This window comes from Micromonospora sp. NPDC048063, from assembly GCF_043202855.1.
Classification (GTDB): domain Bacteria; phylum Actinomycetota; class Actinomycetes; order Mycobacteriales; family Micromonosporaceae; genus Micromonospora.
The window spans coordinates 80,048-92,753 of the sequence record NZ_JBIDBG010000004.1; the positions used below are offsets into that span (position 1 = coordinate 80,048).

Here is a 12,706-nt window from a genome sequence, read left to right on the forward strand (position 1 = left end):
CGCGCGGAACAACGGACCACCGGTGCTCAGGAGGCGCGCGCCGGGGCCGGCTGGGCGCGGAGGGCGGCGACGGTGTCGGCGAGGGCGTCGTCGAGCGGGGTCGGGTCGATGCCGAAGGCCGCGACGGCCGCGGTGGAGTCCAGCACGAACGGCCGGTCGAACTGGTAGGCGATCTCCCGCATCTCCTTCGCGGTCGCGTCGAACAACCCGCCCAGCCACAGCATCGGCCCGGGCATCCGGGTGAGCTTCGGCGCGGGCGCCCCGGCGAGCGCGGCCGCGCGGGCGGCCAGGCCACGGATCGAGACCGCCGGCGCGGTCGGCACGTGCCAGACCCGGCCCCAGCCCCGCTCGTCGGTGGCCGCGGCCACCAGGGTGCGGGCCACGTCCGGCACGTACGTCCAGCTGTGCGGCGCGTCGAGATCCGCCGGCACCAGCGCGCGCCGGCCGGCCAGGACCTGCGGCAGCACCAGCATGCTCGGCAGTGACTGGGCGCCGGCGCCCAGGTAGTCCGAGCCCCGCACCTCGGTGGCCCGGACCCGGCCCGCCTCGTGGGCGGCGAGCGCGTCGGCCCACATCTGCGCCCGGACCCGCCCCTTCACGCTGCTCGGCCGCAGCGGCGTCGCCTCGGTCATCGGGGCGTCGACGGGGCCGTAGCCGTAGAGGTTGCCGACGGTGGCGAGCACCGCCCCGCTCCGCTCGGCAGCGGTGAGCAGTGCGGCGGCCAGTGGCGGCCAGTCGGTGGCCCACCGGTGGTAGGCCGGGTTGGCGCAGTTGTAGAGCGCCGCCGCGCCGGTGGCCGCCGCGGTGAGGCGGTCGGCGTCGGTGGCGTCCGCGGCGATCCGCTCGACCGCCGGGTGCTCCGGCCCGCCGCCCCGGCGGGTCACCAGCCGCACCCGCTCGCCCCGGTCGGCGAGGAGACGGGCGGTGGCGGTGCCGACGGGGCCGGCGCCGACGATCACGTGCAGTGCCATCAGGGGTCACCTTTCAGAACGGCAATTCTCTCCGAGAGCGGCGCTCTCGTTCGACGCCAAGCATGACCCACGACCGCGCCTCACGTCAAGAGCGCTGCTCTCGGTTTTGATCTGCGCTCTCAATCGTGGCAGGGTGGAGGCATGACTGCACCCTCCATCCGCGCCCGGGTCCGCGCCGAGATGATCGACGAGATCAAGGCCGTGGCCCGGCGACACCTCGCCAGCGACGGCGCCAACCTGTCACTCCGTGCGGTCGCCCGGGACATGGGCATGGTCTCGTCGGCGATCTACCGCTACTTCCCCAGCCGCGACGAGCTGCTGACCGCGCTGATCATCGAGGCGTACGACGCGCTCGGCGAGGCCGTGGAGGCGGCCGACGCCGGATGCGACCGCCTCGACCTGCGCGGACGCTGGCACGCCGCCTGCCGGGCGGCCCGCGGCTGGGCACTCGCCCACCCCGCCGAGTACGCCCTGCTCTACGGCAGCCCCGTGCCCGGCTACGCCGCCCCGGACGACACCATCGGCCCCGCCCAGCGACCGCCGCTGACCCTGATCGGCATCCTCCGCGACGGATTCGGCGCCGGTCGGCTCGACCCGCCACCGGCCGCCGAGGTGGCCGGGCCGCTCCGCGCCGACCTGGCGGACCTGGCCGGGATGCTGGGCGGCGAGCTGCCCGAGGCACTGCTCGCCCGGGGCATGGCCGGCTGGACCCAGCTCTTCGGGCTGATCAGCTTCGAGCTGTTCGGCCGGATCAACCGCACGCTGCCGCACCGGGACGCGTACTTCGACCACCAGACGGCACTGATGGCCGACCTGATCGGTCTCCCCCGAACGGACTGAACCCGTCCCGCGCGACGGTCGGCGGGGCGGAACGGCGGAACGCGGCGTCGGCCACGGCGGATCGACCGGCTCGGCGGAGCCGAGCCGCTCCCAGGTCCCGTCCGGCCGGCGGAGGGCGAAGCCGGCGTGCCGTCGCGGTGCGGAGCCGGGACGCTCATCCGCCCACCGTCGCAGCCATTGATCTCGATCCGGACACGGCCGGGGCGGCATCCGGTACCGGTGCGTCAGGTGCCGTCGGAGGAGTGCCCGGGGAAGAGGTGGGCGCTCGGGTCGATGGCGACGGCCGCGTTGTTCACCGCCGTGGCGGCCTCGCCGAAGCCGGTGGCGATCAGCCGCACCTTGCCCGGGTACTCGGTGATGTCGCCGGCCGCGAAGACCCGGGGCAGGTTCGTCGCCATCGCGCTGTCGACCACGATGTGCCGGCGGTCGAGCCGCAGCCCCCACTCGGCCAGCGGGCCGAGGTCGGCGGTGAAGCCGAGGGCGGCGACCACCGTGTCCACCGGCAGCAGCTCGGCGGCGGCGCCGCCGCGTACGGTGATCTCGGCGCCGGTCACCGCCCCGTCGCCGTGCAACCCGGTCACCTCCGCGTTGACGATCACGCGCACCGGCAGCTCCAGCACCCGGGCGACGGTGGCGGCGTGGGCGCGGAACTTCTCCCGCCGGTGCGCCAGCGTCACCGAGCGGGCCAGCGGCTGGAGCGTCAGCGCCCAGTCGAAGGCGGAGTCGCCGCCGCCGACGATCAGCACGTCCCGGCCGGCCAGCTCGGTCGGCTGCGGTACGAAGTAGACGATCCCCGTACCGGCGAAGTGCTCCGCCACCGGCAGCGGGCGGGGCGTGAAGCTGCCCAGCCCGCCGGTCACGATCACCGCTCCGCAGCCGAGCTGCTCGCCCCCGGCGAGGCCGAGCACCGGCCGCCCGTCGGCGTACGAGAGCTTCTCGGCGCGGGTGCCGAGCAGGTAGCGCGGGTCGAAGGGCGCCGCCTGGGCGACGAGGTTGGCGATCAGGTCCCGCCCCTTGACCGCCGGGAAGCCGGCCACGTCGTGGATCAGCTTCTCCGGGTACATGGCGGTGATCTGGCCGCCGGGCTCGGGCAGCGCGTCGACGACCGCGACGGAGAGCCCGCGGAAGCCGGCGTAGTACGCCGCGAACAAGCCGGCCGGACCGGCCCCGATCACCGCGACATCGACCTCGCGCATGGGCGTACCGTCGCTTTCCGCTCACGGATCAACGCGTGCTGATCCCGACGGTAGGGCCGGCGGTGTGCCCGGGCAAGCATGTCCCACCGGCCGCACGGCACCGGCGCGTCGGCGCTCAGGGCAGGGTGAGCGTGGACTCCGAGCGGTACGGGCCACCGAGGTCGTCCCGGCGGCGCCGGAAGATGATCGCGGCGACCGCCCCGCCGAGCAGCCCGAACAGGTGCCCCTGCCAGGAGATCCGCTCGTCGGTGGGGAGGATGCCGACCAGCTGCCAGCCGTAGAGCAGGCCGACCAGCAGGAAGACCGCGAAGTTCCACCAGCTCCGCTCGACGATCCCCCGCATGAGCAGGATGCCCAGGTAGCCGAAGATGACGCCGCTCGCGCCGACCACGACGGAGTTGGACGAGCCGGTGAACCACACCCCCAGCCCGCTGACCAGGACGATGACGAGCGTCGACCAGAGGAACCGGCGGGCGCCGGCGGCGAGCACGAAGGTGCCGAGCAGGATCAGCGGGATGCTGTTGCTGTAGAGGTGGTCGAAGCCGTGGTGCAGGAACGGCGAGAAGAACACCCCGTCGAGCCCGTCGATGCGCTTGGGGATGATCCCGGCGGCGGCGTCGAAGCCGGCCGCCAGCCCCTGGTCGAGGGCCTCGATGAGGAAGAGGAACGGCACCACCGCGCACATGGCGACGAAGGCCCGGCCGAGCGCGGCGTAGAACGCCTCGGTGCCGAACCGGTGCGGATCGCCGCTTCGCGGGTGCAGGGTCACCCGTCAAGAGCTATCAGGTGACGGCCCGTGCCGCCACTCCTGCGGCGATCCGGGTGCCCCGACGACGGAGGCGGGGTGTGTGGACGCCCACACACCCCGCCTCCGGCCGGTCGGTCAGTACCAGCCCACGTCCTGGGAGTGCGCCCAGGCCTTGCAGGGCGAGCCGTAGCGGCCCTCGATGTAGCCGAGGCCCCACTTGATCTGGGTCGCCGGGTTGGTCTGCCAGTCGTCGGCGACCGAGCCCATCTTGCTGCCCGGCAGCGCCTGCGGGATGCCGTACGCCCCGGACGAGGAGTTGCGGGCCTTGTGGTTCCAGCCGCTCTCCTTGGTCCAGAGCTTGTCCAGACAGGGGAACTGGTCCATCCCGAAGCCGGCCTTCACCATGAGGGCGCAGCCGACCTCGCGGTTGCCGCTGAACTCCGCGCAGGACGCCGGGATCGGCCCGTCGTACGGCTTGCTCTCGGCGGCCTTCTCGGCCGCGGCCTTGGCGGCGGCCTCCCGCGCCTTCTTCCGCGACGCGGCGGCGGCCTCGGCCTCGCGGGCCCGCTTGGCGGCTTCCTTGGCCGCCGCGGCGGCGCGCAGCTTCGCCTGGTATTCGGCGGCCCGCTGCTTCGCCGACTGCACCTGGTGGGCGGCCTGGCGTTCGCGCTGGTAGTCGAGCTCGGCCTCCTCCACGGCGGCGCCGACCTGCGCGGTGAGGCCCTGTTGCTGGGTCTGTCGGTCTTCGCCCAGGTAGACACCGCCGGCAACGCCCACGGAGAGCAGTGCGACAGCGGCCGTGCGGGCGCCGAACCGGCTCCACAGCCGACTCACGAAGTGGTCCCTTCGTCGGGGGCAAGGACACGGCGCGGGCACCCGTCATGGGCGGGCCGCGCCGCGAGCGCCCCGACCCTGTGCCGGTCGCAGCCGACGCACCGGGGGTGGAAGATGTCGGTGACGAACGATCACCAACGATCTTGTCGGTACGTGGGCGCTCGTTGGACACCATCGCGCACGGTGAGGCCGATGGGAAACCAACAGGCTCATTTGTGACTTGCGTCACTCAAATTATAGGCACAAACAGTCAGATAACGGTCATCAGTGCGGGATGTCCTCCAGCAGGTCCGTCACCATCGCGGCGATCGGCGAACGCTCCGAACGGCTGAGGGTGACGTGGGCGAAGAGCGGATGGCCCTTGAGCGCCTCGATCACCGCGGTCACCCCGTCGTGCCGACCGACGCGGAGATTGTCCCGCTGGGCCACGTCGTGGGTGAGCACCACCCGCGAGCCCTGGCCGATCCGGGAGAGCACGGTCAACAGCACCCCGCGCTCCAGCGACTGCGCCTCGTCCACGATCACGAAGGCGTCGTGCAGGCTCCGGCCCCGGATGTGGGTCAGCGGCAGCACCTCCAGCAGGCCGCGCGACGTGACCTCCTCCAGCACGTTCTCGTGCACCACCGAGCCGAGGGTGTCGAAGACCGCCTGCGCCCAGGGCGACATCTTCTCCGACTCCGAGCCGGGGAGGTAGCCCAGCTCCTGCCCGCCGACGGCGTAGAGCGGGCGGAAGACCACCACCTTCTTGTGCCGCCGGCGCTCCATCACCGCCTCCAGCCCGGCGCAGAGGGCCAGCGCGGACTTGCCCGTCCCGGCCCGCCCGCCCAGCGAGACGATGCCGACCGACTCGTCGAGCAGCAGGTCGAGGGCGATCCGCTGCTCGGCCGACCGGCCGTGCAGCCCGAACGCCTCCCGGTCGCCGCGGACCAGCCGCACCGTCTTGTCGGGCAGCACCCGGCCGAGCGCCGAGCCGCGGGCGGAGTGCAGCACCAGGCCGGTGTGGCAGGGCAGCCCGGCGGCCTCGTCCAGGTCGAGCGTCTCGCCGGCGTAGAGCCGGCCGATCTGCTCCTCGGCCAGCTCCAGCTCGGACATCCCCGTCCAGGTGGGGTCGCTGGCCTGGCCGTGCCGGTACTCGTCGGCCCGCAGGCCCACCGAGGCCGCCTTGACGCGCAGCGGCATGTCCTTGCTGACCAGGGTCACCTCCCGCCCCTCGGCGGCGAGGTTCAACGCGACGGAGAGGATCCGCGCGTCGTTGGAGTCGGTGCGGAAGCCCGGCGGCAGCACGCCGTCGTCGGCGTGGTTGAGCTCCACCCGCAGCGTGCCGCCGGAGTCGTTGGCCGGCACCGGGCGGTCGAGCCGCCCGTGCCTGACCCGCAGCTCGTCCAGCATGCGCAGGGACTGCCGGGCGAACCAGCCCAGCTCCGGATGGTGCCGCTTGCCCTCCAGCTCGGAGATGACCACGAGGGGCAGGACCACCTCGTGCTCGGCGAAGCGGTGGAAGGCCGCCGGGTCGGAGAGGAGCACCGAGGTGTCCAGGACGAACGCCTGGCCGGCTGGTCGGGGCTCCTCGGCGTCGGCCGGAGCGGCGGACGCCCCGCGGCGGCTCCGGGTGGTGCGGCGGGTCGTGGCAGTCGCGGCCGTGGTCCGGTCGGCCCCGGCGGTCGTACGGCGAGTCGTCACAGGCCTGCTCCGACGGATGGGCATCCGCCACCCGCGTTCCGCCTCCTCCGGTGCCCGGGGACACGGGGTCGGATGCGGAACCCCGTGCGCGAGGTCGCAGATCCGGGCGGACCGGCTGGCTCGGGAGAACCCCGTGCCATGCCTAGACGCTAGCGGCGCCGGACCCTCCGGGCTAGAGGGCGATCGTGGATCTCCGGGGACCGGCACGTTAACAGGCGGCGGCGGAACCGGCCGGGATGCATGCCCCCTGCGCGCATCCCGGCCGGTGGGACCACCGTCACCGGTCTGACGTGGTCCCGACGGTGCGTGTCCGCCGCGGACGACGCACCGTGCCCTGGGTACCGGTCGACGGGGCCTCGGGATCCCCGTCGACCGGGCTCAACCGGTCCGCCGCACGAGGGTGCCGGTCGGGTGTCGCCCGGTGACCGGGGCGGCCGGCGCCGCGAACGACGAGCCGGTGTACGTGGTGCCCGGCCGGACCACCGTGCCGGTGACGCGGGTGGTGGTGGGCGACGGGCCGGCCAGCGCCGACGCGATGGCCGCCTGGGCGTCGCGGCGGCGTCGGTTCCAGGCGCCCCGGTCGCCGTCGAAGTAGCCCTGGCGGTAGCCGAACCGGTAGCCGATCCGGTAGCTGAGCTGCCCGTGCAGCCGACCGGCGGCGTAGCTGGTGGCGCCGAGGACGAGGACGAGGAAGACCGCGAGGAAGGGGCTCATCCGGCGGCTCCGGTGCGCCGCGGGTGCCCGGTCATCGCTCCTCCGGCTCGACCGAGGTGGGATCGGCGACCAGGAGCCTGTCCAGGTCGTCCGTGCTGACCTCCTCGATCAGCTCGACGCTGATCCGGCAGCCGTCCAGGACGACCTCGGCCACCGAGGACCGGCGGATCTCGCCGCCGGCGTCGTACACCCGGACGCTGAGCTCCGGACAGCCGAGGTGGGTACGCCAGGTGTCCCACTCGGTGCGGTCGCCGACGCTGAGCGAGAGGTAGCGGCAGCCCCGGGCGACGTAGAGGCGCCAGGGCGCGCTCAGGCCGGCGGCCACTCCCTCCGCGATCAGGCCGAAGGCCTGGGCTCGGGTGGCGAGTTCGGTCACCACACCCCCCTCGCGCCGGGGGCGTGACGCATGTGAGCACTGATCGTCTCATGCACGTGACACACCGTAGGTTGTCTCATGGGCGTGACAGTATCAGCTTTTCGTCTGTTTACTCCGCCTCTACGGGCACCTACTATGCCCAGGTGAAACCCCTCAGAAGCGGTCCCGGATCGTTTACCGGCAGGCCGACATTCGCGTCTCGTCCGCGTGACACCAGCGTGCCGGGGCGGGCACGGCTGGCCGGCGGGTCGTACCGTCACGACGTGACCGAGACGGCCAACGCACGGAAGATCGCCTTCGCCACCTTCGTCCGTCGGGCACTCGACGAGGCCCGGGCCACCCGGGCCTGGAGCGGCACCGAGGTCTCCCGTCGCACCGGGGTTTCCCGGCAGACCATCAACCGCTGGGTCCGGGGCGACTGGGCCAGCGACCCCGAGGCCGAGCGCGTGGTGGCGTTCTGCGAGGGCCTGGGGCTCAACCCGGCGACCGCCTTCGCCGCGCTGGGCTGGGACCGCACGGCGACGCCCCGCAGCACCTCCACCCCACCACCGATGGACCCCGACGTCGAGGCGCTGCTGCGCCGCCTCGTCGACCCCGACGTCTCAGACGCGGAGAAGTTCCACATCCGGGAGACCATCCGTTACCTCGCTTATCGCCCGACCCTGCCGGCCGATGTCCGAAAACGAGGTAAACAGGCCGGCTAGTTCCTCAGATGGCGAAAGAACGGCAGGTCAGACCCATTCGTTTCGCTCCGGGGCCGGAACGGGCACGCTAGCGTCCCTATTCGTACTGCTTGGGCTCGTCGTCGGCGGGGGGACGGGACAAGGCCGAACCCAGCCCTGCGGGACAGAAGGAGGGGTCTGTCCATGACCCTGAAGTGGATGGCAGTCGTCATCGCCACCGTGTCGATGACACTGGGCGTGACCGGAAACGTGGTGACGCTGGCGGTCAACGGCGGGCAGCTTCCCCTGCTCGTCAACCTCCTCGCGCTCGCCACCGCCGGCACCGCGGTCGTCCTGGCCGTGGTCGCCGAGCTGCACGACCGGCTGAACGACCGGATCAGCGCGCTCACCGACTTCCTGGTGAGCCGGCTCAAGGAGATCGAGGAACGCAGCGGCGACCGGAACACCGGGTTCGTGGAGGGCTACCTGCTCAGCCACGGCCAGGAGGCGGCCGTCGTGCCGTTCGGTCGACGGGGACGGGGAGCCGCCGAACGCTGACCCGCCAGGCCCGCCTTCGTGCCGACCGCGCCTCCGGACGCCGGCCGGACCGCATCGTTCGACCGGGATTGAGCCGACCCGGCCGGGGTACGCTGACGCGCGTGCCGCCGTTGAACCTGGGCAACCAGCAGCCGAAGATCCCGTTGGACGCCGACCGTGCCTGGCGGACGACCGCCGGGCGGGCCGACGCGACGGTGCTCTTCTTCGACTTCGACGGCACCCTGGCACCGGTCGACGACGACCCCACCGCGGTGCGGCCCGCGCCGAACGTGCTCGCCGCGATCGAGGCGCTCGCCCCCGTCGTACGGCGGGTCGCGATCGTCTCCGCGCGACCGGTCGAGTTCCTCCGCGACCACCTCGGCGGGCTGGCCGGGATCGACCTGTACGGCCTCTACGGCCTGGAGCACAGCCACTCGGGCGGCGAGACCGTGACCGAGCCGGCGGCCCTGCCGTGGGTGCCCACCATGGCCGAGCTGGCCGAGCTGGCCCGGGCCGAGCTGCCCGAGGGCGCGCTGGTGGAGTACAAGCGGCTCTCCGTGGCGCTGCACTGGCGCACGGTGCCGCAGCTCGGCGACACCGTGGAGCGGTGGGGCCGGGCCCAGGCCGAGCGGCTCGGGCTCAAGGTCCAGGCCGGGCGGATGGTGCTGGAGCTCAAGCCGCCGGTCGACCGGGACAAGGGCATGGTGACCGACGAGGTGGTCCGGGACGCCCAGGGCGCCTGGTACTTCGGCGACGACGTCTCCGACATCAAGGCCTTCGCCGCGCTGCGGGCCCGGGCCGCCGCCGATCCGCACTTCTTCGGCGTCTGCGTCGCCGTCGCCAACCCCGAGACCGGCCACGAGGTCGCGGAGGCGGCCGACCTGACCCTGGACTCCCCCGCCGCGCTCGGCGACTTCCTCGCCGCCGCCGCCCACCACCTCACCTGACGCGCCCGGGGTGGCCGGGGCCGGGAGGTCAGGCCCCGTAGCGGCGCTGCCGGTTGGCGTAGGAGCGCAGGGCGCGGAGGAAGTCGATGTGGCGGAAGTCCGGCCAGTTGAGCTCACAGAAATAGAACTCCGAGTGCGCGGACTGCCAGAGCATGAAGCCGGACAGCCGCTGCTCGCCGCTGGTGCGGATGACCAGGTCGGGGTCGGGCTGGCCCCGGGTGTAGAGGTGCTCGGCGATGTGCTCGACGTCCAGCACCTCGGCCAGCTCCTCGATGGTGCCGCCGGAGGCGGCGTGCTCCAGCAGCAGCGAGCGCACCGCGTCGGTTATCTCCCGCCGGCCGCCGTAGCCGACCGCGATGTTGACCTCGGCCCCGCCGCTGCGCTCGCGGGTGCGCTCCTCGGCGGCCTTCAGCGCCGCGGCGGTTGACGCCGGGAGCAGGTCGAGCGCGCCGACCATGCGCAGCCGCCAGGGGTTGCCCTCCTCGGCCAGCTCGACCACGAGGTCCTCGATGATCTGCAGCAGCGGGTCCAGCTCGCTGGCCGGCCGGCGCAGGTTGTCGGTGGCCAGGAGGTAGAGCGTGACGTGCGCGATGCCGGCCTGGTCGCACCAGCCCAGCACGTGCTTGATCTTCGCTGCGCCGACCCGGTGCCCGTCGTTCGGGTCGACGTAGCCCATCTCCCGGGCCCACCTGCGGTTGCCGTCGCACATCACGCCGACGTGCCGGGGCACCGGCTTGCCCGCGAGCTTGGCCGTGAGGCGACGCTCGTACACCGAATAGATCAGGTCCCGCAGAGTCATCACCTTGCAGCGTAGCGACCTGTCCCGCCGATCACCCCCTCGGATGGCGTTCCCACGCCGGCAGACCGATGCCGATCATGCCCAGCGTGCGGGCGTCGAGCCGCCCGTCGCCCAGCCCCAACTCGACCACCGTCCGGTAGACCCGGTCGTCCCGGCGGGCCGCCCGGACCGCCGCGTCGACGACCCGCCGGCGCCGGGCCAGCCACGCCGCGAACGAGCTGTGCCGCAGGTGGGCGCCGAGCCGGCGGCGCAGCGCCGCCGCGTACCGCCGGGCAGCCTGCTCGGGCGAGCCGGTGGCCGCCGCGCCGGCGAGCGCGCCGGAGAGCAGGGCGTAGAAGATCCCTTCGCCCGTGAACGGATTGATCAGCGAGAGCGCGTCGCCGGCGAGCAGCACCCGGCCGCGCCCGGGCGACGGGCGGTGCGTCGACAGCGGCAGGTGGTGCGCCCGCAGGTCGGTCACCGTGGCCAGGTCCGTGCCGGGCAGCAGCGCGCCGAGCCGGTCGACCAGGTGCGCCCGGCTCAGCGGCTCCCCCCGCAGCACCTCCCCGTACCCGACGTTCGCCCGGCCGTCGCCGATCGGGAACGACCAGGCGTACGCCGGCCAGCGCGGCGCCGAGGTGACGATGAGCTGTTCGGGCGGGCCGGGCAGCGCCGGAGCGTACCCCCGGATGGCGAGCGCCAGGTGGCGGTCGGGGTTCACCGGGTGCCCGAGCGCCCGCCGGACCACCGACCCGGCGCCGTCCGCGCCGACCACCACCCGCGCGGCCAGCTCCCCGTCGAGCACCACCCGGTCGGCGCGGACCTCCACCCGCCGCACCGCGTGCCGGCGCAACCGCGCGCCGGCCGCGACCGCCGCCGCCACCAGCCGGGCGTCGAAGACCGTCCGGGGCACCGTGTACGCCGGCCGGGGCAGCGCCCGGTCCACCGTGCCGCCACCCGGCCCGACCAGGCGCAACGCCGGCAGCGGCGCGTGCCCGGCCACCGCATCGGGCACACCCAGCTCGGCGAGCACGTCCAGCGCGTGCGCCGCGATGCCGTCCCCGCACGCCTTGTCCCGGGGAAAGTCGGAGCGGTCCAGCAGCAGGACGCTGGCCCCCGCCCGCCGGGCCGCAAGCGCGGCGGCCGACCCGGCCGGACCGGCCCCGACCACCACCACGTCGAACTCATCGCTCACCGCATCGCCTCCCTCCGGCCTGACCTTCCGGCCTTTCGGCCATCCTGCCGTCGCACACGCGCGGCGCGCCGATGCCGCACCGGCATGTCCGTCAGCACGTCGTCGACCCGGCACCGACCAACGGCTCGAGCCCTGTCGAGCTGCCCGCACAGACGGGGCACCATCCGGGCGGCCGGCCTCGTCATTCCGGCGGTCCCATGGACGGGGCAGCTCGACAGCGCTCGACAGGGGCCCGTGATCTGTCCCGGACTCGTCGCTCCGTCAGGCCGGTGCGGCGCGCTCGGTTGACCCGGCCCGGCTCGGTTCGCCCGGTGCGCTCGGGTTCACCTGGCACGCTCGGAAAGCCCGGCGCGCCCGATTCGCTCGGCGCGGGTCGCGCGCCACAGGCCGTAGAGCGTCAGGGCGGCGGCGGCCAGCAGTGGGCCGCCGTCGCGGACCAGCCCGTCCAGCCCGAGCAGCCACCAGCACAGCGGCAGGTCGACGGCGAGCACGACGACGGTCACCGCCACCAGCAGGACGCGCGCCCAGGCCTTGCCGCGCATCAGGAAGGCGGTGCAGAACAGTACCGCGTAGCTGGTCACGATGCCGGCGGCGAACCAGAACAGCACCGCCGGCACGGCGGTCAGCCGGTCGTCCAGCACGGCGCCGCCGGCGACCAGGGCCGGGACCAGCATCAGCGGGCTGTAGGTGAACGCGGCAACCCGGCTGGTGAGCAGCCAGCCGTTGACCTCGGGCCGGCGGGGTGGGGTCTCCCGCCAGGAGATGCCACTACGGTCGATGACCAGCCGGGGCCGGTGGCGGACCAGGTGCCCGGACACCGCGGGCGAGCGGTAGAGCAGCCAGACCACGGCCGCGCAGAGGGCGGTGAGCAGGGCGAACCCGAGCAGCCCGGGCAACGGCGGCACGCCCTGCCGGGGCACGATCAGCCGCCCGACGGCGAACACCGTGGTCACCGCGAGGATCAGCCCGAACGGCCGGGCCACCGTCCGGCCGCGACGGACGTGCCCGATCAGCAGCAGGAAGCCGAGCGAGCGGAGCATGGCCCAGCCGGTGCGTACGGCCAGCCCGAAGCCCTGCTCCGGGGCGTACCACCAGTTGAGCAGCTCGACCGCGACGGTGGCCGCCGCGGTCAGTGCGAGCAGCGTGGTCAGCGCCCGGACGGCGGACGGCCGCCGGACCTCGGTCTCGGCGGCCGTCCTCATGGGAACCGATGATGCCCGGTACGGGC

The 12,706-nt window shown here is 73.8% G+C and carries 14 protein-coding genes; 4 read left to right on the forward strand and 10 right to left on the reverse strand.

The genetic code is table 11. The annotated features are described in order from the left end of the window. Positions 1-26 precede the first annotated feature (26 nt). Positions 27-971: an NAD-dependent epimerase/dehydratase family protein gene (locus tag ACGFZ2_RS12070; RefSeq protein WP_393452697.1), complete on the reverse strand. Its 945-nt coding sequence runs from the start codon at positions 969-971 to the stop codon at positions 27-29. Positions 972-1,112: 141 nt separating this feature from the next. Between ACGFZ2_RS12070 and ACGFZ2_RS12075 the strand changes: the two genes are divergently transcribed. Beyond that, positions 1,113-1,811, forward strand: coding sequence for a TetR/AcrR family transcriptional regulator (locus tag ACGFZ2_RS12075; protein ID WP_393258581.1), 699 nt, complete (start codon positions 1,113-1,115; stop codon positions 1,809-1,811). A 224-nt stretch (positions 1,812-2,035) separates the two neighbouring features. Here the strand turns inward: ACGFZ2_RS12075 and ACGFZ2_RS12080 are convergent, their stop codons facing one another. The 6 genes from ACGFZ2_RS12080 to ACGFZ2_RS12105 form a co-directional block, all read right to left on the reverse strand. After that, positions 2,036-3,007 carry an NAD(P)/FAD-dependent oxidoreductase gene (locus tag ACGFZ2_RS12080; protein ID WP_350703416.1) on the reverse strand — a complete coding sequence of 324 codons (972 nt, stop codon included), beginning with the start codon at positions 3,005-3,007 and terminating at the stop codon, positions 2,036-2,038. 115 nt (positions 3,008-3,122) lie between these two features. Next, the gene (locus ACGFZ2_RS12085; RefSeq protein ID WP_357458311.1) at positions 3,123-3,776 is read right to left on the reverse strand and encodes a rhomboid family intramembrane serine protease; all 654 of its coding nucleotides are present in this window, start codon (positions 3,774-3,776) and stop codon (positions 3,123-3,125) included. A gap of 114 nt (positions 3,777-3,890) precedes the next feature. Then, on the reverse strand, positions 3,891-4,589 hold the full coding sequence (locus tag ACGFZ2_RS12090) for a lytic transglycosylase domain-containing protein (protein ID WP_357692212.1): 699 nt from the start codon (positions 4,587-4,589) through the stop codon (positions 3,891-3,893). A 264-nt stretch (positions 4,590-4,853) separates the two neighbouring features. After that, complete coding sequence (locus ACGFZ2_RS12095; protein ID WP_393452700.1) at positions 4,854-6,269, reverse strand: PhoH family protein; 1,416 nt, start codon at positions 6,267-6,269, stop codon at positions 4,854-4,856. 378 nt (positions 6,270-6,647) lie between these two features. Then, the gene (locus ACGFZ2_RS12100) at positions 6,648-6,983 is read right to left on the reverse strand and encodes a hypothetical protein (RefSeq protein ID WP_350703423.1); all 336 of its coding nucleotides are present in this window, start codon (positions 6,981-6,983) and stop codon (positions 6,648-6,650) included. 31 nt (positions 6,984-7,014) lie between these two features. Beyond that, on the reverse strand, positions 7,015-7,359 hold the full coding sequence (locus ACGFZ2_RS12105; RefSeq protein ID WP_393452703.1) for a hypothetical protein: 345 nt from the start codon (positions 7,357-7,359) through the stop codon (positions 7,015-7,017). Positions 7,360-7,622: 263 nt separating this feature from the next. On the opposite strand from ACGFZ2_RS12105, the gene ACGFZ2_RS12110 reads away from it, so the two are divergent. The 3 genes from ACGFZ2_RS12110 (at position 7,623) to otsB (ending at position 9,505) form a co-directional block, all read left to right on the forward strand. Beyond that, on the forward strand, positions 7,623-8,063 hold the full coding sequence (locus ACGFZ2_RS12110; RefSeq protein WP_393258570.1) for an XRE family transcriptional regulator: 441 nt from the start codon (positions 7,623-7,625) through the stop codon (positions 8,061-8,063). Positions 8,064-8,225: 162 nt separating this feature from the next. Further along, entirely contained in the window at positions 8,226-8,579 is a 354-nt protein-coding gene (locus ACGFZ2_RS12115; protein WP_393258568.1) for a hypothetical protein, read from the forward strand. A 101-nt stretch (positions 8,580-8,680) separates the two neighbouring features. After that, the gene (otsB, locus tag ACGFZ2_RS12120) at positions 8,681-9,505 is read left to right on the forward strand and encodes a trehalose-phosphatase (protein WP_393452706.1); all 825 of its coding nucleotides are present in this window, start codon (positions 8,681-8,683) and stop codon (positions 9,503-9,505) included. A gap of 28 nt (positions 9,506-9,533) precedes the next feature. Here otsB and ACGFZ2_RS12125 read toward each other — a convergent pair whose 3' ends face one another. The 3 genes from ACGFZ2_RS12125 to ACGFZ2_RS12135 all read right to left on the reverse strand — a co-directional run bounded on the left by ACGFZ2_RS12125 (position 9,534) and on the right by ACGFZ2_RS12135 (position 12,680). Next, the gene (locus ACGFZ2_RS12125; protein ID WP_350678538.1) at positions 9,534-10,304 is read right to left on the reverse strand and encodes an isoprenyl transferase; all 771 of its coding nucleotides are present in this window, start codon (positions 10,302-10,304) and stop codon (positions 9,534-9,536) included. 31 nt (positions 10,305-10,335) lie between these two features. Next, a complete protein-coding gene (locus tag ACGFZ2_RS12130; RefSeq protein ID WP_393452709.1) occupies positions 10,336-11,478 on the reverse strand; it encodes a geranylgeranyl reductase family protein in 1,143 nt (380 codons plus the stop codon). A gap of 323 nt (positions 11,479-11,801) precedes the next feature. After that, the gene (locus ACGFZ2_RS12135) at positions 11,802-12,680 is read right to left on the reverse strand and encodes a hypothetical protein (protein ID WP_393452712.1); all 879 of its coding nucleotides are present in this window, start codon (positions 12,678-12,680) and stop codon (positions 11,802-11,804) included. Positions 12,681-12,706 lie beyond the last annotated feature (26 nt).

Coding starts and splice junctions, on each gene's coding strand:
- ACGFZ2_RS12070 (WP_393452697.1), bottom strand. CDS start 971: ATGGCACTGCACGTGATCGTCGGCGCCGGCCCCGTCGGCACCGCCACC.
- ACGFZ2_RS12075 (WP_393258581.1), top strand. CDS start 1,113: ATGACTGCACCCTCCATCCGCGCCCGGGTCCGCGCCGAGATGATCGAC.
- ACGFZ2_RS12080 (WP_350703416.1), bottom strand. CDS start 3,007: ATGCGCGAGGTCGATGTCGCGGTGATCGGGGCCGGTCCGGCCGGCTTG.
- ACGFZ2_RS12100 (WP_350703423.1), bottom strand. CDS start 6,983: ATGAGCCCCTTCCTCGCGGTCTTCCTCGTCCTCGTCCTCGGCGCCACC.
- ACGFZ2_RS12115 (WP_393258568.1), top strand. CDS start 8,226: ATGACCCTGAAGTGGATGGCAGTCGTCATCGCCACCGTGTCGATGACA.
- ACGFZ2_RS12125 (WP_350678538.1), bottom strand. CDS start 10,304: ATGACTCTGCGGGACCTGATCTATTCGGTGTACGAGCGTCGCCTCACG.
- ACGFZ2_RS12135 (WP_393452712.1), bottom strand. CDS start 12,680: ATGAGGACGGCCGCCGAGACCGAGGTCCGGCGGCCGTCCGCCGTCCGG.